Origin of the sequence: Methylobacterium sp. WL1, from assembly GCF_008000895.1 — a bacterium.
GTDB lineage: Bacteria > Pseudomonadota > Alphaproteobacteria > Rhizobiales > Beijerinckiaceae > Methylobacterium.
The window spans coordinates 4756875-4775563 of record NZ_CP042823.1 but is presented as its reverse complement, the minus strand read 5'-3'; the positions used below and the strand labels follow the sequence as shown (position 1 = coordinate 4775563).

Sequence of the window (18689 nt, the reverse complement as noted above, 5' to 3'; positions counted from 1 at the left end):
CACGATCCCGGCCCCTGATGTCGGGCTTTGCCCAGGTATCTGGGGCTCCGCGCCCGTGCACCGCCGAAGGGCTGAGCCCTTCGGGATCCCGGATCAGCCGTGTTCCGCGTGTCCCGGGCAGGGCTGCACCTCCACCGTGACGTGGCTCAAACCGCGCACCCCGGCGAGCCGGGCCTTGTAGTGCGTGGGCGGCTGCGGGTTGTCGCTGACGAGCGCGATCACCGCGGCGCGGTGGCCCGGACCGACCTGCCAGAGGTGCAGGTCGCTCACCCGGTCGCCCTCCGTCTCCAGGCGGGCGCGGATGTCGGCCGTGGCGGCCGGGGACGGCCGGGCATCGAGCAGCACGAGGCCCGCCGTGCGCAGGAGGGTCCAGGACCAGGCCAGGATCACCACCGTGCCGACCAGGCCCATGGCCGGATCGAGCCAGGCGAGGCCGAGATAGCGCCCGCCCAGCAGGGCGGCGATCGCCAGGACCGAGGTCAGCGCATCGGCCATCACGTGGATGTAGGCGGCACGGAAGTTGGTGTCGTGGCCGCCATGACCATGACCACCATGACCATGACCATGACCGCCATGGCTGTGGCCGCCCTGGCTGTGGCCGCCCTGGGCGTGGCCGTGATCCCCGTGATCGTCGTGGTCGTCGTGCAGGAGCCAGACGCTGGCGAGGTTCACCACGAGTCCGAGGACGGCGATCGGGATGGCCGACCCGAAGCCGATCGGCGCCGGGTGGAGCAGCCGGACGAGGCTCTCGGCGCCGATCAGCAGGGCGATCAGGCCCAGGATGACCGCGCTGGCGAAGGCCGCCAGATCCCCGAACTTGCCGGTGCCGAAGCTGAATCGCGGATCCTCCGCGTGGCGCCGGGCGAAGCGGTAGGCCAGGGCCGCGATGCCGAGCGCCGCCGCATGGGTCGACATGTGCCAGCCGTCGGCGACCAGCGCCATCGAGCCGTACCAGGTGCCGCCGACGATCTCGACCACCATCGTGGCCGCGGTCAGCGCCACCACCGCCCAGGTCCGGCGCGCGTGCCGGTCATGACGGTCTCCCAGGAACACGTGGCCGTGGCTCCAGGGTTCGAGGGAGTGGGTATGCATGCGCGATTCTCCACCGCTGTCCGATCGCAGCAGCATAGAGAGACGCTGTCGGAACGGGCATTGCTACCGGTGGGTTGTCACGCCGATTTGCTGCAGTGCAGCCCGAAAGGAGCCAGGCATGGCCGAGCAGACGATAGCCCTCAAGGACGATGCGGCCAGCGGCACCAAGCCGGCGCCGCCCTGCACGCTGGTGATCTTCGGGGCCGGCGGCGACCTGACCAAGCGCCTCCTGATGCCCTCGCTCTACAACCTCGCCGGGGCCGGGCTCCTGCCGGAGGGTTTCTCCATCCTGGGCGTCGATCATTCCGACGGCACCGACGAGTCCCTGCGGGACAATCTCACCCAGACCCTGGAGGCGTTCAGCAAGGATCCGACCTCGGAGTTCCACGCCGACCACATCGACCCCAAGAGCTGGGGCTTCATCCGCGACCGGCTGCACTACCTGAAGGGCGATTTCGAGAAGCCCGAGACCTTCGCGGCGGTCAAAGACAAGGTGAAGGGCAGCGCGGTGTTCTACTGCGCGGTGGCGGCCCGGTTCTTCGGCACGATCGTGGACGGCCTCGGCCAGGCCGGCCTGCTCAAGCAGGAGGACGGCGACTTCCGCCGGGTGGTGATCGAGAAGCCGTTCGGCTCGGATCTCGCCTCGGCCCGGGAACTCAACGCCCGGATCCTGAAGCAGGCCGACGAGAGCCAGTTCTACCGCATCGACCACTTCCTGGGTAAGGAGACGGTCCAGTCGATCATGGCGTTCCGCTTCGCCAACGGCCTCCTCGAGCCGGTCTGGCGGCGGGAATACATCGACAGCATCCAGATCACCGCGGCCGAGACCGTGGGCGTCGAGGAGCGCGGCGGCTTCTACGAGCCGACCGGGGCGCTCCGGGACATGGTGCCCAACCACATGTTCCAGCTGCTCTGCATGGTCGCCATGGAGCCGCCGAACTCGTTCGGCGCCGAGGCGGTGCGCTCGGAGAAGGCCAAGCTCGCCCAGGCCGTCCAGCCGATCCCCCCGGAGGACGCGGTGCGCGGCCAGTACACGGCGGGCACCTCCGAGGGGCGCGACGTGCCGGGCTACCGCGACGAGCCGCACGTCGCCAAGGACTCGGTCACCGAGACCTACATCGCCCTCAAGCTCAACATTGAGAACTGGCGCTGGGCCGGCGTGCCGTTCTACGTCCGCACCGGAAAGCGCATGACCGGGCGGCGCACCGAGATCGCCGTGTTGTTCAAGCCGGCCCCGTTCAAGATGTTCGAGGACACCCCGAACGCCGACCTCGGACCCACGGTGATGCGGATCATGATCGACCCGGACCATGGGGTCGGCACCGAGTTCAACGTGAAGGTCCCGGGCCCGGAGATGAAGATCGGCCGGGTGAGCGCCGCGTTCCGCTACAAGGACTTCTTCGCCGACCAGCCGAATGTAGGCTACGAGACCCTGCTGTACGATTGCATGATCGGCGACGCGACCCTGTTCCAGCGGGCCGACAACATCGAGGCCGGCTGGTCGGCGGTGGATCCGCTGCTCCAGGGCTGGCCGCAGGCGGACGTGAAGCCCTATCCGGCCGGCAGCACCGGGCCCAAGGAGGCGGACGACCTCCTGGCCCGGGACGGCCGCCACTGGCTGGGTCTCGACGGCAAGACGGATTGAGGACCGCACAGCCATGCCGGATCCGACGGCCACGTCATCGGATCCGGTCGTTTTCGAGTTGGCCGCGACGTGTCGCCCTCCGACCGTCATGGAGATGTTCCGTCGAACAAAGGGGCGGCGACTTCGGGCGCGGCGACATTCACCTTTCCGGTCGATAAACCCTGACGAATGAATTCTCCCAGGTCGCACAGATCGCGACCGTAATTGCGCGAAGCTCCTGCGTGACGTCATGCAGGCATACGTCAGGCCGCAGCGGGACGAGATCGAGCATGACGCTTGGTTTCGCCGGCAGGTTCAGATCGGACTGGATTCTGCCAATAGGGGCCGTGTGATCCCCGCCGAGGGCGTGGAAGCGCGGTTCGCTGCCGGGCGGACAGCCACACGGCAACGGCTCGATTCCAAGACCAGCGGCTGCCATCGCGCCCGATGAGCGGTTCGCCGAGACGACCGCCCGCTTGGTGGATCGTCCCGCTCTCGGGCGTCCGGGCCGTGTCGCCGGCACACGCGATCTGATCGTCATCGCCGGTACATCATCGTCTACGACGTCGAAGATGTTTCCGTTCGAATGCTCCGGGTCTTGCACGCCGCTCTGCAAGGGCCGCCTCGGTCGCGTTGAGCGTCCGAGACCGAAGCCGATATCCGGAGCGATCTCAGCGTCGCTTGAACGGCAGCATCGCGGCCACGGCGAGCGCGTCGACCCGGTTGTTCAGCGGGTCGCTGGCATGGCCCTTGACCCAATGCCACGCCACCTCGTGGCGGGCGTTGGCCGTATCGATCCGGCGCCAGAGATCCTCGTTCTTCACCGGCTTCTTGTCGGCGGTGCGCCAGCCCCGGGCCTTCCAGTTGTGGATCCAGCTGGTGATGCCCTGGCGCAGGTACTGCGAGTCCGTGAACAGGTCGACCCGGCAGGGGCGCTTGAGCGCCTCCAGGGACTCGATCGCCGCCAGGATCTCCATGCGGTTGTTGGTGGTGTGCGCCTCGCCGCCCGAGAGCTCCTTCTGGGTATCGCCGAAGATCAGGATCGCGCCCCAGCCGCCCGGGCCGGGATTCCCCGAGCAGGCGCCGTCCGTGTAGATCTTCACCCGCATGGGCTCGGTTGCGGTCTCGGTCGTCTCGGTGCTCATCCGTCCCTCAGGCCTGCCGCCCGTAATCCCGCGCGTCCCGCGCCTGGCGATGGAAGGTGAGCCGGCGATCGAACTCCCGTGGGTCCTTGGGCTTCACCAGGGCGCCGGGCGGCACGTTCAGCCAATCGACCAGACGGGTCAGCATGAAGCGGAGCGCTGCGCCCCGACACAGGATCGGCAGCGCCGCGACCTCGGCGGATTCCAGCGGCCGCACCGCTTCGTAGCCGGCAATCAACGCCGCGGCCATGTCCCGGTGGAAGGTACCGTCGGCCTCGAAGCACCAGGCGTTGAGGCAGACCGCGAGGTCGTACGCGAACGCGTCCGTGCAGGCGAAGTAGAAGTCGATCAGCCCGGAGAGGCTGTCGCCGATGAAGAATACGTTGTCGGTGAACAGATCCGCGTGGATCACCCCGCCCGGCAGGTTCCGGGGCCAGGCGGCTTCCAGCCGTGCGAGGTCGGCGCGGGTGCGCTCCGCCAGGCCCGGCGCCACCGAATCGGCCTGGGCCTCGGCCTGCGCGAAGAGCGGGCGCCAGGACGCCACCGACAGGCTGTTCTCGCGCACCATCGCGAAATCGGCGCCGGCCGCGTGCAGCTCGGCGAGGGCCCGGCCGAGTTCCCGGCAATGCCCGACGCCGGGTGTCTTGACCGAGACACCCTCGAGGAAGCTGACGATGGCGGCCGGCCGACCGCAGAGCTCCCCGAGCGCCGTGCCGGCTCGGTCCCGCACAGGCTGCGGACAGGCGAGGCCGCGCGCGGAGAGGTGCTCCATCAGCCCGAGGAAGAACGGCAGGTCCCCCGCCCGCACCCGCTTCTCGTAGAGGGTCAGGATGTAGCAGCCCTGGGTGGTCTGCAGGAAGAAGTTGGAATTCTCGACACCCTCGGCGATGCCCTTGAAGGAGAGCAGGCTGCCGATGGAATAGGCGGACAGGAACTCGGAGAGCGCCGCGTCGGATACCTCGGTGTAGACGGCCACGTGTTCGCGCTCGGGTTTCTTCTTGGGCGTTTCAGGATCGTCGAAGGATCGCACAGCGACACGACGGACCCGGTTTTCCGACCCGCTGCCTCATCCTGAGGTGCTGCGGAGCGGCTTCGAAGGAGCGCTCCAGACGGCCGCACGATCCCTGGAGGTCTCCTTCGCGCCCTCCGGTACACCCCATCACCTCGGGATGAAGGGGTTGGACGGGATAGGCCCCCTCCTGGGTCGGGGGCGGGATCCTGGCGCGGCCTACTCGGCCGCTTCGCTGCGCAGCTCGCGCGGCAGCGGGAAGACCATGTCCTCGACCACGGTCGAGACGGTGTCGACGATCACGTCGTAGCGCGCGGCGAAGGCCTCGATGATCTCCTCGACCAGCACCTCGGGGGCCGAGGCGCCGGCGGTGAGGCCGAGCTTGCGGATGCCCTCGAAGGCCGGCCAGTCGATCTCCTCGGCGCGCAGCACGAGGCGGGTGATCGGGCAGCCGACGCGCTCGGCGACCTCGCGCAGGCGCTGGGAGTTCGAGGAGTTCGAGGAGCCGACCACGATCAGGGCGTCCACCAGCGGGGCCACCTGCTTCACCGCCTCCTGGCGGTTGGTGGTGGCGTAGCAGATGTCGTCCTTGTGCGGCCCGGTGATGTTCGGGAACTTCTTCTTGAGCGCTTCGACGATGTGGCGGGTGTCGTCGACCGACAGGGTCGTCTGGGTGACCCAGGCGAGGTTGTTGGGATTCTCGGGCGTCAGGGCCTGGATCTGGTCCAGATCCTCCACCAGGGTGATCGAGCCCTTGGGCAGCTGGCCCATGGTGCCCACCACCTCGGGATGGCCGGAATGGCCGACCAGCAGCACGTGGCGGCCGCGCTTGTGGTGGATCTCGGCCTCGCGGTGGACCTTGGTGACCAGCGGACAGGTGGCGTCGATGGTCGTGAGCCCGCGGGAATCGGCGTTGGCCGGCACGGTCTTGGCCACGCCGTGGGCGGAGAAGATCACCGGGGCGCCGCTGTCGGGCACCTCGTCGAGTTCGCGGACGAACACCGCGCCCTTCCGCTTCAGGCTCTCGACCACGTACTTGTTGTGGACGATCTCGTGCCGGACGTAGACGGGCGGCCCGTAGAGGGCGAGAGCCCGCTCGACCACGTCGATGGCCCGCACCACGCCGGCGCAGAAGCCGCGTGGGGCACAGAGCAGGATCTCCAGCGGCGGCTTGCCGGTGGTGCCCTGAGCGGGCGCGAGGGACGCGAGGTCTGCGGTCATGGTGTCGATGTGGCGAGGGCGGGGCTGTCCTGTCAACGGTCCTGGACTGCGAACCGGGCAGGAAGACGACCGCGGAGCGTCCCTGTAGCACGTTTGCCGCGCGTTTTGGACCCGGGGTGCCCGGATCCTCGACCTAGAGCCGGCGGATCCCGGTCACCGCCCCGAAACTGTTCTCCCGGATCCGGGCCACCGCGCCGGCCAGCGGCTCCGCCGCCACCGCCATGTGGTGGCCGTTGGCGTGGATCAGCGTCTCGGAGTCGCGCATCAGCCCGACATGGCCGCGCCAGAACACGAAGTCGCCCCGGCGCAATCCGTCGAGGGCGAGCGGCAGCGCCCGGCCTAGGCCCCGCTCCTGCATGTCGGCGTCGCGCGGGCAGGGGAGGCCGGCGGCGTCGAGGCAGAGCTGCACGAGACCCGAGCAATCGAGCCCCAGGCTGGTACGGCCGCCCCAGAGATAGGGAATCCCTGCGAGCCGCTCGGCCGTGGCCGCGTAGTCGGGCTCGTGCTGCGCCAGCGGGGCGCAGTGGCGCGCGAAGACGTAGCCGCCGGGGGTCTCGAAATAGGCCCCGGCCTCGCCGGTGACGACGAGGCGCGCGCCGAGGCTGAGATGGGCGCGCACCGGCCGCTTCAGGTCGGGCTCGGGATACAGGAAGGTGCGCACCGCCGTGACCCTGTGGGTCGGCTCGGGTGCGGCGGGGCCGAGGCAATCGGCCGGCAGGTAGCCGACATAGCCGTCCCGGACGAGTTGCACGAAGGCGAACCCATCCTGTTCGGCGTAGAGGTCCACGGCGTCGCCGAGCAGCGCCTCGGTGTCGAGCCCGGCCTCCGCCGACGGCGCCCGGCGCAACGGCGCCGCCGGCGCCACGACCCGGCGCGGGGCGGCGGCGACGAAGCGCTCCGCCGTAACCCGGCCGCGCAACCGGATGTCGGCGATGTCCGGACGGGCCGGGGTGAGGCGGGGATCGAGTGATTCGGCCATGGCGCGCGAGCCTAGCGCATCGTCCGGGGGACCGGATCCCGGCCGATGCGCGCGGCCTCGGGTTTCCGCTCATCCCGGAGGTTCGGCCCACCCGTCGGCACGAGGCTCCGGACGGTCTCCGCCCGGTCCGGGACGGGGATCGCGATCCCCGCTTGGCACCCCGCGCGGGCCCGCGTTATTATGCCGCAGCGCAGCGCCGACCGGCGCGCGGATGATGTTCGCCCTGTGGAGCGGGGGTAACGGCGTGCCGTATGCGGTATTCCAGCCCAAGACATGTTCCCCGGACGGGCAGCCGCCGATTATGATGCACTGCACAACCGGCGCGGAAGGCGCTATGTCTGTTCGATGATGACCGCGAGTCGCCCCGTGAAGAAGACGCAGAAGAGCTTCGCCGACCTGCCGCCGATCCGCGTGCGCCGCGAGCCGCCCACGGTGAACGAGGCGGTCGCCGCCGCCCAGGACCTGGCCGACGATGTCGAGCAGCAGGTCGAGATCGCCGCGGGCCTGATCGGGCTTCCGGTCGACGAGGTCCGCCCGCACGTCCTGGCGGCCAAGAAGGCCAAGCCGGAGCGGATGCCGGAGCGGATCCTGACCCATGCCAGCCCCAGCCGGGCGCCCCGCACCGTGGTGGTCGAGCGTCGCACCCGCCCGACCGTGGTGATCGAGCGCCGCACCCGTCCGCTTGCCCCGCCGCGCTGACAGGGCCGGGGCCACCCCACCGTGCGGGCGTCGGCGCGGCGGCTTCAGCCCCGCGCGACGCAAAGTCCCCGACCATCAATCGGCGGTCTGGACCGACCAGGTGGCGTGGCGGATGCCCGGCGCCTTGGCGAGATCGGCCGTGACCGCATCCAGCTCGCTCGCCTTGACGGCGCTGGCCGTCAGCGTCGCGACCACGTCGACCGCGCCCCCGCCGCGCTCCTCGACCTCGACGTTGCTGACCGGATAGTTCGCCGCCTCCAGGCGCTCGACCAGCAGGTCCTGGGCGGGACCGGCCTCGCCGGGCGCGGTGGTCACCTGGACCTCGTAGGTCGCCTCGGTGGAGGATTCGCGGATCGGGGCGCAGTTGATGGCGTTCACCAGGGGCCGGAGCGCCGTGTTGCAGGTCAGCACCGTGACGGTGACGAACACCGCCTCCAGCGGCAAGTCGGCGCCGCAGAACGCCCCCACGGCGGCGGAGCACCACAGGGTGGCGGCCGTGTTGAGGCCGCGCACGTTCATCCCCTCCTTCATGATCACGCCGGCGCCCAGGAAGCCGATGCCGGAGATCACGTAGGCCACCGTGCGGACCCCGCCGTCCGGGCCGGTCAGCCGCATGCCGAGATCGACGAAGGCCGAGGCGCCGATCGCCACCAGCACCGCGGTGCGCAGGCCGGCGGTGCGCTGCCGGTACTGCCGCTCGGCCCCGATCGCCGTGCCGAGCACGAAGGCGACGATCAGGCCGATGGCGGATTTGAATTCCTCGGGGATGGCGGCGTAGCTGGTCATGGCGGTCTCTTGCGAGGCGAGAGGTGACGAAACCGTGACATCATGGCCGGCTCGGCGCGCCGTCCGGGATAGCGGATCCGGGACGGCGCACCAGGCCCTTGGTTTTGCATCACCTTTTCCCGGAATCCGGCAACCGGCCCCCGGGATGACGCTCGGCACGGGCCGGAGGCGGAACCGGCCGGGATTGACGGCCCCACCGGGCAGCGGGCACACCGGCCTCAACCTGAGGATCCCTCATGAATACGGGACCCGGGCCGAGGAGACGTGCAGGATGCAGGACACGGCCCCCGTGGCGGGTGTATTTCTCCGCGCCCGAGCGTTCTTCGCATGAGTGACGCCCTCGCCGAACGCCGTCCCGGGGCCGAACCGGACGCGGCCCTGCACGGGCGGGTCCTGGCCCTGCGCGACGGGTTGGAACGCGGCCTGATCGGCAGCGCCGGCCTGGTCGAGCGCCTGCTGATCGGTCTGCTCACCGGCGGCCACCTCCTGATCGAGGGCGCGCCGGGCCTCGCCAAGACCCGCGCGGTCAAGCGGCTGGCCGACGGGCTCGACGGCTCGTTCGCACGCATCCAGTGCACCCCGGACCTGATGCCGGCCGACCTCACCGGCACCACCGTCTGGCGCCAGGACAGCGGCAGCTTCGAGTTCCTGCAGGGACCCCTGTTCCACGCCCTCGTGCTGGTGGACGAGGTCAACCGGGCGCCGCCCAAGGTGCAGTCGGCCCTGCTCGAGGCGATGGCCGAGGGGCAGATCACGGTCTCCGGGAAGACCCACCCGCTCGCCGACCCGTTCATGGTCGTGGCGACCCAGAACCCGATCGAGCATGCCGGCACCTTCCCGCTTCCGGAGGCGCAGCTCGACCGCTTCCTGCTGCACGTCGTGGTCGAGATGCCCGACGAGGCCACCGAGCGGGCGATCCTCGACCTCGTGGAGGGCGAGATGACCCACCATGTCGAGGCCATGCCGGTGCGCCTGGCGCTGGCCGACGTGCGCGCCGCCCGGGAGGCGGCTCTGGCCACCTACGTGTCGCCGGCGCTCAAGGATTACCTGGTCCGCCTGGTGGCGGCGACCCGCACCGATGCGGCGGCGCCGGACCTGCGGGCGATGATCGAGCACCCGGCCTCGCCGCGCGGCACGCTCGCGCTGATGATGGCGGGCAAGGCCCGGGCCTGGCTGCGCGGCCGGGACCACGTCACCCCGGAGGACGTCACCGAACTCGCCCGGGACGCGCTCTCCCACCGCATCGGCCTGACCTGGCGCGCGGCCGCCGAAGGCAAGACCGCCCGCGGCCTGGTCGGCGAGCTGGTGCAGCGGGTCCGGGCGCTCTGAGGGTGTTCGGGCTTTGGAACAGGAGCCGGAAACGCCCTCCCCCCTCTGCGGGGGAGGGTACCCTGCGCAGCAGGGGGGGAGAGGGGCAGCGCGACAATTCAGGATCTGAAGCCCGTCGCGATCTTTCCGGCAGCGTCGCTCCCCTCTCCCGACCCGGCCTGACGGCCGGCCTACCCTCCCCCGCAGCGGGGGGAGGGAAGAGCGCGCGTTTTGAGAGTGCCGCCCAGTCCCAAATGAACGGCGTCCATCTCTCGGGTGAGGCCCTGATGGGCCTGCGCCACTTGGCCCGGCGGGGCGCGGCGCCGGCGACCCGGACGCTCGCCGGCCTGCCCGGCGGCATCGTCACCAAGCGGCGCGGGCGCGGTTCCGAGCCGGAGGACGTGCGGCTCTGGTCCGAGGGCGATGACCGCCGGTTCATCGACCGCAACGCCACCGCGCGCACCGGGCAGCTGCACGTGCGCACCCATCACGACGAGCGCGACCGCGCCGTGGTGCTGCTCGCCGATTTCCGGCCCTCGATGCTGTTCGGCACCCGCCGGGCCCTGCGCTCGGTGGCCGCCGCCGAGGCCCTGGCGCTGCTCGGCTGGCGGGTGGCGGCCGATGGCGGCCGGGTCGGCCTCGCGGTGGCGGCCTCGGGGGGCAGACGGTGCTGCGCCCGGCCGGCGGCGAGCGCGCCATGATCGCGGTGACCGGCGCCCTGGCCCAGGCGCATGCGGACGCCCTCGCGGCGGCCGGCGCCGCCGGGTCCGACGCACCCTGGAGCCGACCCTCGGGCTCGCCCGCAGCCTGCTGCCCGCCGGCGGACACCTGGTCGTCGCCAGCGCCCTCGACGCCCCCGGCCCGGGCTTCGACGAGACGCTGACCCTGCTGGCCGAGCGGGTCGCGATCCGGCTGATCCTGGTGAGCGACGCCTTCGAGCGCGCCCGCCCGCCGGGCTTCTATCCCTTCGCGTTGGCGGATGGCCGGCGCGGCACCGCGCTCCCGACGGCGCTGCCGGGTGAGACCGCCGAGGCGCGGCTGGCCGATTATGCCCGCCGGGGCATCGCGGGGGTGCGCCTCGACGTCGAGGCCGGCCCGGAGGCCTACGCGCCGCTGATGGAGCGCCTCGATGCGGTGCTGTGAGGCTCGGGGCTCGTCCCGACAGATGGGTGCCGGCTTGCGGACCGAGACGAGGCGCAGACGAAACCCTGCCGCGTCGCCGCGTCTCCCACATCCGGGCCCGGCGCGATGAACCCCGTCGAGATCGCCCCGAGCCTCGACCAGCTCCGCGGCCTGCACCTGCCGGGGGGCGCCGCCGGGGCGGTGCAGGGGTCGTCGTCGCGGCGGCGGCCTTGGGCTTCCTCGCCGCCCTGCTGGTCGGGCTCGTCCGCTACCTGCGCGGACGGGCCCGGGCGAGCCTGCGCCGGGCGGCGCTCGCCGAGCTCGCCGGCACCCGCGGCCTCGATCCGGCTTCCCGTCTCGTGGCGCAGGCGCGCCTGCTGCGCCGCCTCGCCCGGACGCTCGCGGGGACGCCGCCGCCCGGGAGACCGGCGCGGCCTGGGCCGCCCGCCTCGACACGCTCCTGGCCACCGACTTCTTCACGCGCGGATCCGGCCGGGTCCTGGCCGACGGGCTGTACCGGCGCCAGGAACCCGACCTCGACGGGCTCGACGCCGAGCTGGGACGCCTGATCGGACGGTTGCGGACATGAGCGGCCTCCTCCCCGCCTGGCTCACGGCGCAGCTCTCGGCCTTCGACCTCGCGGCGCCCTGGATCCTGTTCGCCTTGCCGCTACCGCTGCTGGCCGCCCGCCTGCTCCCGGCCGAGACGGAGGGCGGCAGCGGCGCCCTGCTGGTGCCCGGGACCCTGGTCGGCACCGCCCGCTCCGGCGCCGACCTCGCCGCCCGCGGCCGCCGCCGGGCCGCCCTGGTCTGGACCTCTGGGCCGCCCTGGTGGTGGCGCTCTCCGGGCCCCGCCTGGTGATGCCGGCCGCAGCCCTGCCGGCTTCCGGCCGTGAGATCATGATCGCCATGGACCTGTCCGGCTCGATGGAGCGCCGCGATTTCACGCTGGACGGCGAGACCGTGAACCGGCTCACCGCGGTCAAGCGCGTCGGCACCGACTTCATCCGGCGCCGGGCCGGGGACCGGATCGGCCTCGTGATCTTCGCCGACCAGGCCTACGTCGCCGCCGCCCCGAGCTTCGACACCGCGGCGGTCGCCCGCGCCCTCGACGAGGCGACCATCGGCATCAGCGGCCGTTCCACCGGCATCGGCGACGGCCTCGGACTGGCCCTGCGCCGGCTCGACCCGAAGGACCCCGGGCCGCGTGCCGACGGCCTGGCGGCGCCCTCCGCGGCGCCCTCCGCGAAGGCCGTGATCCTGCTCTCGGACGGCGCCAACAATGCCGGCCAGACCGCCCCCAAGGACGTGGCCGCCCTGGCCAAGGAGCTCGGCATCCGGGTCTACACGATCGCGCTCGGCCCCCGGGACATGGCCGATGCCGACGGCGAGCAGGACGTGGTCGACACCGAGACCCTGCGCGACATGGCCCAGGCCAGCGGCGGCGAAGCGTTCCGGGTCCGCACCACCGAGGATCTCGTCCGGGTCGCCGACGCGATCGACCAGCTGGAGGGCGGCCGCGCCCTCGCGCCCCCCCTGCCGCTGCGCCGGGACCTCTGGCCCTGGCCCGGCGCCCTGGCGCTGGCCGCCGCCGCGGCCCTGCTGGCGACCCGGAGGGGGGTGTGATGATGAATCCTGCGCTCTCGCATGATCACAGTCCAAGCCTTGCGGGCTTCATCCCGCGCGGGGCGGGTGGTCCCCGAAGGCCGTTCGGTAAGCGGCGACGCGACCCTGCGGGTCCGGACTTCCGGCGCGCCGTCTCCGGATACGGCCTCTCCCGATCCCTGCCGACGCAGGGGCCACCCTTCCCCGCAGGGGAGGGCGGAAGGACGCGCGTCGGTTTCGGACGGGTCGAGAGAACGCCCATCGCGAGGCGACCCGCATGAGCGCGCTCGACGCCTTCGCGTTCCTGCGCCCCTGGTGGTTCCTGGCGATCCCGGTCGTGGCGCTGCTGGCGCTCCGCGCCGCCTGGCGGGCGGCGCCGCTCGGCGATTGGGGGCGGGCGGTCGATCCGGCCCTCATGGCCCATCTCGCCCGCGCCGGAGCCGTGATCGGCGGACGGCGGCAGGCGAACCGGGCCGCCGCCCTGGCCGCCGGGGCGATCGCGCTGGCGCTGACCGGCCCCGCGGTGGAGCGCGCCGATACGGCGACCTTCCGCAATCTCGACGCGACCGTGATCGTCCTGGACCTCTCCCGCTCGGTCACCGAGGGTGGGAACCTCCAGGGCGTCCGCCAGGCCGCCGCCGCGATCGCCGAGGCCGCCGGCACCCGGGCCGTGTCGCTCGTCGTCTATGCCGGCGACGCCTATCTCGCCGCCTCGCCGACCACCGATCGGGACAGCTTCGGCACGACCCTGTTCGCCCTCGATGCCGACACCGTGCCGGACCGCGGCAGCCATCCCGAGCGCGGGCTGACGCTGGCCCGCCGGACGCTGGCGGAGGCCGACGTCGTCGCGGCCGACGTGGTGCTGATCAGCGACGGCGACGGCATCGGCGAGGCCGCCAACCGGGAAGCCCGCGCTCTGGCCGATCGCGGCTGGCGCCTCCAGGCCCTGTTCGTCCCCGCCGACAAGCCGCTGCCGCCGGGTGCCCTGAAGCCCGACCGGGCCGCCCTCGACGCGCTGGTCCGGGCTGGCGGTGGGCGCGTCGCCGACATCACCGAGCCCGGCCCGGTGCTCGACGCGGTCGGGGCGGGGACCGCCCAGCACCTCGCGGCCGGTGGCTACGGCGTGCTCGCCTACGCGGATCTCGGCCGCTGGCTGCTGCTGCTCGCAGCCCTGCCGGCCCTGGTCCTGTTCCGCAGGAGCGCGTGATGGAGCGGTTCTTGTCCAGGACCGGTCTCGCAGTCCCGATCCGCGCCGGCCTTCCCCCGGGCTGGCGGCGGTTCGCCCGGATGGCCGGGCTGGCGCTGGCCGGCCTCGGGCTCGTGGCTCTGCTCGCCGTCTCGCAGCCCCGCACCGGGTTCGGGCGGCTGCTGATGGCGCTCGGCCTGCCCGGGCTCGCCGCCGACCTGATCGTCGATCCGGCCTGGCGCGCCGCCGCCCTGTACCAGGCCGGCCGCTACGGCGAGGCGATCGCGCTATTCCGCAACGGCGGAAAACGGGCCCGCTACAACCTCGGCAACGCCCTGGCGCGAGCGGGCGATTTCGAGGGCGCGCTCGCCGCCTACGACGAGGCCCTGCGCTTCGACCCGCGCGACGCCGACGCGCAGGCCAACCGCTCCCTGGTCGCCCGGATGGTCGCCGAGGTGATCGACCGCGGCCCCGGCGGCGGCATCGCCAACGGCACCGCGCAATACGGCGCCCGCTACAACAACACCGCCAACCAGGACCAGAACAACGACATCAACGCCGCCTCCAGCGGCGAGGGCCTGGCCGGCAACAAGGAATCCAACGCCAGCGCGTCCCTGCCCGGCAACAGCAAGGTCGCCCGCCGCGGCAAGGCCGAGCAGCAATCGATCGACGCCGGCAAGGGCCAGGCCGGGGCTCGGCCGGCGACGCGGCCGGGCGCGGCCGCACCGGCGGCGGTGCGGCCATGGTCGCGGAGGCGCCCGAGCGCGAGGTCCGCCGGGTGACCAAGAGCTTCGAGGCCCACGAGATCCGCCCCGACCGGCTCTGGCTCCAGACCCTGCCGGACGATCCCGGCCGCTTCCTCAAGCTGCGCCTGCGCGCCGAGCAGACCCGCCGGGTCGAAGCCGGCACCGCCATCCCGGCCGGGAGCAATCCGTGGTAGTGTTTTGGGACTTTTTCCGCCCGCGTCTGGCTCCCCTGGCGCGCTGCCGGATGGCCACGTTACCGGATGCGGAGCGGGTCCCCTCTCCCGTACGGAAGAGGGGGCTCGTCGTGGCCTGCGCAACGCGATGTGAACGTGCAGCAGCCGGCAGCCGGAAGCGACAGAGCCGCCTCCTGCTCCTGGCGCTCGCGCTCCTCGCCCCCCTTCCGGCGCAGGCCGAGATCGAGCCCGGCGACCTGACCCTCACGGTCACCGCGGAGTTCAACGGCAACAGCCCGCCCTTCGCCCGCGAGATGGTGCTGTTGAAGATCCATGGGGTCTACAAGCAGCCGATCCTGCTGGAGGAGGTCGTCCAGCCCACCCTCGCCAACTTCTCCTGGACGCAGCTCGGCCGCGACCATTGGAGCAAGACAAAGCTTCCGGACGGCCAGAGCGCCATCGCGTTCGACCGCACCGTGGCGGTGTTCCCGCACCACGCGGGCGACTTCATCCTCGAGCCCTTCACCCATAAGCTGACGGTCAACGACTTCGGAGAGCGGCGGATCGTCGAGGTGCGCTCGAAGCCGATCCCGTTCCCGGTGGCGGCCTGGACCGCCGCCGGAGGCGGCCCGGACGTCAAGGAACCCTGGTGGCTGCCCGCCCGCGACGTGGCGGTCACCGATTCCTGGAGCCCGGACCCCGAGACCGTGAAGCTCGGCGAGACCACCCGGCGGATCGTCACCTTGGAGGTCCAGGGCATGGTCGCCGAGGGCCTGCCGCCCCGGCCGGTGATGCGCACCCGGGGCATCCTCACCTTCGCCGGCCCGGTCACCCGCGAGACCCTGCTGACGCCCTCCGGGCCGGTGGCCCGGGCGACCTACCAGTGGGACGTGCGGCCCGGCGTGCCCGAGGTGATTCCCCTCGACGCCATCGCGATCCCGTGGTTCGACACCAACACCCGCACCATGCGCGAGGCCGAGATCCCGGCCCGGCAGATCGGCGGCGGCCTGCCCGACCGGGAGGGCGATCGGGCGCCGCCCCCGGTGCCGTCCCCGCTGGTCGCGGCCGCCGCGGCGCTCGCGGCCTTCGGCCTGGGGCTGGCCCTGATCGGGTACGGCGCGGGCCGGCCGCGCCTGCGCCTGTCCGGTACCGCCCGCCGGGCCCTGAACCGGGCCGCCCGCGCGGGCGATCCGACCGGGTTCCGCGCAGCCCTGGAGGCCGCCCGCCGGGAGTCGCCGGAACTCGCCCGGACTTGGCAGGCCCGGCCCGATCTCGCGGTGCGGCTCGCCGCCCTCGACCGGGCGGTGTTCGGCACCGCGGGCGCCCCCGTCCCGGACCTGCTGGCCCTGGCCCGGGCGCTGTCGCGGCCCGAATTCTCGGCGGGCGCGCCCGGTCCGGACCGGTTGGCCCCGCTCGACGGGCCGGCGGCCTGATCCGGGCTTCGGCGGCCCCTGCATAGCGTCCGGGCAGGTACGCTTCTTGTGCAACGGCTCAAGTTCTGAGCACGCATCAATGTTTTGCACCGTCTTGCGGGACCTGATTTCGCTTCGTAGTCTTTGCTATCCCAACAACAAAGACTTGATTCGAAACAACAGGGAGGACGCCATGACACGCGCCAACGACGTCAAGGACCGGTTCCGCGCCCGGCTGCAGGATGCCGACGCCCGCAGCAACGACTTCCGCCGGAAGCTGCTGGAGGAGGGCAACCGCGCCCTCGAGCCGGTGGTCGGCGTCCTGAGCCTGATGGCGGAAGTGCTCAACGAGGAGGACAACGTCCACGGCAGCATCACGGGCCTCGAGGCCAAGATCGACCAGGACAACTTCATCAGCCTGTGCGCCAAGCTGCGCGGGACCGACACCGAGCAGAAGATCAAGATCAAGTACGGCCCCGAGCTCGGCGGCAGCAACACCATCTCGGTCTCGGGCCTCAATCAGCGCTACAACGAGCGCCTGGTCCCGGGCGCGACCGGCGCCGCCCTCGGCCGCAGCGTCGGCAGCGACATCCACCTGGACGAGCACCGCGGGACCGACCTGGCCGAGGTGGTCCGCGAAGTCGTCGAGGATTTCTACGCGGCCCAGATCGAGCAGCGCAGCCACTTCGCCGCCGTGCAGTAACGCGACCGCTGATCGTGCGGCGGGGAGCCGGATTCCCCTCGGCCCCGTCCTCGGCTAATCCTGCCCGGGATGGGGATGGGGCTCCCCGATAACCGCCCGGCCGTCGCCAGGCCGGGCTGATGGCTCCTACCGCACGGGCGGCTCCGGACGTCCGCGGTGGGGCCGTGCGCCCGACGCCGCGAAGCGGACGTGACGGCACCGCCCGACCGAACAGGAAGGGCCGGTATGATCAACACCCTCATCGTCATCCTCGGGGCCGGGCTCGGCGGCGGGGCCCGCCACGGGGTCAACGTCGCGGTCACCCGTCTGCTGCCGGGCTTCGGGTTTCCCCTCGCCACGATCGTCATCAACGTGCTCGGCTCGTTCCTGATGGGCGTCCTGGCCGAGAGCTTCGCCCTGCGCGGGGCGGCCGGACACCCGGCGCGGCTGTTCCTGACCACCGGGGTGCTGGGCGGCTTCACCACCTTCTCGACCTTCTCGCTGGACGCGATCAGCCTATACGAGCGCGGCCATCTGGCCGCCGCGGCCCTCTACGTGACGGTCTCGGTGGCGGCCGGTCTGCTCGGCCTGCTGGCCGGCATCGCCCTGATGCGGACGGTTCTCAGCGGTGGCTGAAAATGGTCATGGTTTCGAAAGGTCTACGACCTTTTTCCGGGTCCAGGGCAGAACCCTAATATCGCGGGGCTGCGCCCCAATCCCCCAAGGGCTGAGCCCTTCGGACCCCCGGACTTGCCTCAGTCGGCGATGAACTTCAGGCGGTGGTCGCGGTAGAGGTCGACGATCGCCGCGGCGGTCTCCTCGATCGAGCGACGGGTCACGTCGATGGTCGGCCAGCGGTTCTTGGTGAACAGCCGGCGCGACATGGTGATCTCGTCGGCCACCGCCGAGCGGTCGACATACATCGAGGATTCGTCGGCGTTGAGGCTCGACAGTCGGTTCTGACGGATCTGCACGATCCGCTCGGGCGAGGCGAACAGGCCGACCACCAGGGGCTTGCGCGCCCGCTCGATCGCCGGCGGCAGCGGCATGCCGGGCACCAGCGGCAGGTTCGTGGTCTTGAGCCCGCGGTTGGCGAGGTAGATCGAGGTCGGTGTCTTCGAGGTCCGGCTGACCCCAAGCAGGATCACGTCGGCATCCTCCAGGTCCTCCGGCAGGTTGCCGTCGTCGTGGGCCAGCGTGAAGTTCATCGCGTCGATGCGCTTGAAATACTCCGCGTTGAGCATGTGCTGGGCGCCCGGCCGGGCCGTGGTCTCGGCCCCGAGATAGGCGCGCAGCAGGTCGTGGACCGGCCGCAGCACCGACAGGCAGGGGGAGCTGGTCTCGCGGGCGACCTCTTCGAGCCGCTCGCCCAGGTCGCCGCCCACCAGGGTGTAGAGCACCAGGCCCGGCGCCGCCCGGATCTCCGAGATCACCCGGTCGAGCTGCGCCGCCGAGCGCACCAGCGGATAGACGTGCTCGATCGCCGAGACGCCCTCGTACTGCGCGGCCGCCGCCCGGCCGACGTTGATCAGCGTCTCACCGGTGGAGTCGGACACGAGGTGAAGGTGGAAGTAGCTCCGGCCCATCGGGTCGCCTTCGTCTCGCCGGGGGCGTTATCCACTGCCGGCCGCCAGGGAGTCGATGAGTGTGGATAGGATGCGGCTTCGGGCTGGTCCAGGGCGAAGGGGCCGCGCCTTATCGACTCCGCCGTTCACAGGTACGCCGTCGAGGCGCGCGGAATCCGGGCGCCTGGGAGAATCCGGGACGCAACAGGGGCGCGTACCGGACTCGGCGTTCGCAAGCCGCTGTTGGACTTGGCCGTTCTCGCAACATGGAGCGAATCCTTTAAAGCCTCGTTAACGGCGCGGCGGCGGGGACGGCCTGTGGATCCGATTGCACCATCG

At 71.8% G+C, this 18689-nt stretch carries 14 protein-coding genes, 4 pseudogenes and 1 riboswitch; of the genes and pseudogenes, 11 read left to right on the top strand and 7 right to left on the bottom strand.

Annotated features, from left to right (window positions below):
- Positions 1-93 precede the first annotated feature (93 nt).
- Entirely contained in the window at positions 94-1092 is a 999-nt protein-coding gene (dmeF, locus tag FVA80_RS23315; RefSeq protein ID WP_147910044.1) for a CDF family Co(II)/Ni(II) efflux transporter DmeF, read from the bottom strand.
- A gap of 118 nt (positions 1093-1210) precedes the next feature.
- Between dmeF and zwf the strand changes: the two genes are divergently transcribed.
- On the top strand, positions 1211-2737 hold the full coding sequence (gene zwf / locus FVA80_RS23310; protein WP_147910045.1) for a glucose-6-phosphate dehydrogenase: 1527 nt from the start codon (positions 1211-1213) through the stop codon (positions 2735-2737).
- A 650-nt stretch (positions 2738-3387) separates the two neighbouring features.
- On the opposite strand, the gene rnhA is transcribed toward zwf, so the two are convergent.
- From rnhA to FVA80_RS23280, 4 genes are all read right to left on the bottom strand, one after another.
- A complete protein-coding gene (gene rnhA / locus FVA80_RS23295) occupies positions 3388-3861 on the bottom strand; it encodes a ribonuclease HI (RefSeq protein ID WP_147855113.1) in 474 nt (157 codons plus the stop codon).
- Between the two features lie 7 nt (positions 3862-3868).
- Positions 3869-4834, bottom strand: coding sequence for a homoserine kinase (gene thrB / locus FVA80_RS23290; protein ID WP_147910046.1), 966 nt, complete (start codon positions 4832-4834; stop codon positions 3869-3871).
- Between the two features lie 252 nt (positions 4835-5086).
- Entirely contained in the window at positions 5087-6088 is a 1002-nt protein-coding gene (gene ispH, locus FVA80_RS23285; protein WP_147855115.1) for a 4-hydroxy-3-methylbut-2-enyl diphosphate reductase, read from the bottom strand.
- Positions 6089-6221: 133 nt separating this feature from the next.
- Positions 6222-7067, bottom strand: coding sequence for an NlpC/P60 family protein (locus FVA80_RS23280; RefSeq protein ID WP_147910047.1), 846 nt, complete (start codon positions 7065-7067; stop codon positions 6222-6224).
- Positions 7068-7433: 366 nt separating this feature from the next.
- On the opposite strand from FVA80_RS23280, the gene FVA80_RS23275 reads away from it, so the two are divergent.
- A complete protein-coding gene (locus FVA80_RS23275) occupies positions 7434-7766 on the top strand; it encodes a hypothetical protein (protein WP_246692098.1) in 333 nt (110 codons plus the stop codon).
- 75 nt (positions 7767-7841) lie between these two features.
- Here FVA80_RS23275 and FVA80_RS23270 read toward each other — a convergent pair whose 3' ends face one another.
- Positions 7842-8552, bottom strand: a complete 711-nt coding sequence (locus FVA80_RS23270) for an MgtC/SapB family protein (protein ID WP_147910049.1) — start codon at positions 8550-8552, stop codon at positions 7842-7844.
- Positions 8553-8879: 327 nt separating this feature from the next.
- Here FVA80_RS23270 and FVA80_RS23265 point away from each other — a divergent pair, with 327 nt between their 5' ends.
- The 9 genes and pseudogenes from FVA80_RS23265 to crcB all read left to right on the top strand — a co-directional run bounded on the left by FVA80_RS23265 (position 8880) and on the right by crcB (position 17421).
- Positions 8880-9881 (top strand): MoxR family ATPase, encoded by a 1002-nt coding sequence (locus FVA80_RS23265; protein WP_147910050.1) that lies wholly within the window; start codon positions 8880-8882, stop codon positions 9879-9881.
- 266 nt (positions 9882-10147) lie between these two features.
- A pseudogene (locus FVA80_RS32220) lies at positions 10148-11003 on the top strand (DUF58 domain-containing protein).
- A 105-nt stretch (positions 11004-11108) separates the two neighbouring features.
- Positions 11109-11571: pseudogene (locus FVA80_RS23255) on the top strand (DUF4381 family protein).
- Positions 11568-12607 (top strand): annotated as a pseudogene (locus tag FVA80_RS23250) (VWA domain-containing protein). Before FVA80_RS23255 ends, FVA80_RS23250 begins: the two co-directional pseudogenes overlap by 4 nt.
- A 256-nt stretch (positions 12608-12863) precedes the next feature.
- Positions 12864-13793: a VWA domain-containing protein gene (locus FVA80_RS23245; RefSeq protein ID WP_147957880.1), complete on the top strand. Its 930-nt coding sequence runs from the start codon at positions 12864-12866 to the stop codon at positions 13791-13793.
- Positions 13793-14712: pseudogene (locus tag FVA80_RS23240) on the top strand (tetratricopeptide repeat protein). Before FVA80_RS23245 ends, FVA80_RS23240 begins: the two are co-directional and overlap by 1 nt.
- Positions 14706-16124 carry a hypothetical protein gene (locus tag FVA80_RS23235; RefSeq protein ID WP_246692095.1) on the top strand — a complete coding sequence of 473 codons (1419 nt, stop codon included), beginning with the start codon at positions 14706-14708 and terminating at the stop codon, positions 16122-16124. Before FVA80_RS23240 ends, FVA80_RS23235 begins: the two are co-directional and overlap by 7 nt.
- Before the next feature lie 172 nt (positions 16125-16296).
- Positions 16297-16806: a hypothetical protein gene (locus FVA80_RS23230; RefSeq protein ID WP_147909093.1), complete on the top strand. Its 510-nt coding sequence runs from the start codon at positions 16297-16299 to the stop codon at positions 16804-16806.
- Between the two features lie 62 nt (positions 16807-16868).
- Positions 16869-16942: riboswitch (Fluoride riboswitch) on the top strand.
- A gap of 89 nt (positions 16943-17031) precedes the next feature.
- On the top strand, positions 17032-17421 hold the full coding sequence (gene crcB, locus FVA80_RS23225; RefSeq protein WP_147909092.1) for a fluoride efflux transporter CrcB: 390 nt from the start codon (positions 17032-17034) through the stop codon (positions 17419-17421).
- 119 nt (positions 17422-17540) lie between these two features.
- On the opposite strand, the gene FVA80_RS23220 is transcribed toward crcB, so the two are convergent.
- Positions 17541-18371 carry a pyruvate, water dikinase regulatory protein gene (locus FVA80_RS23220; protein WP_147909091.1) on the bottom strand — a complete coding sequence of 277 codons (831 nt, stop codon included), beginning with the start codon at positions 18369-18371 and terminating at the stop codon, positions 17541-17543.
- Positions 18372-18689 lie beyond the last annotated feature (318 nt).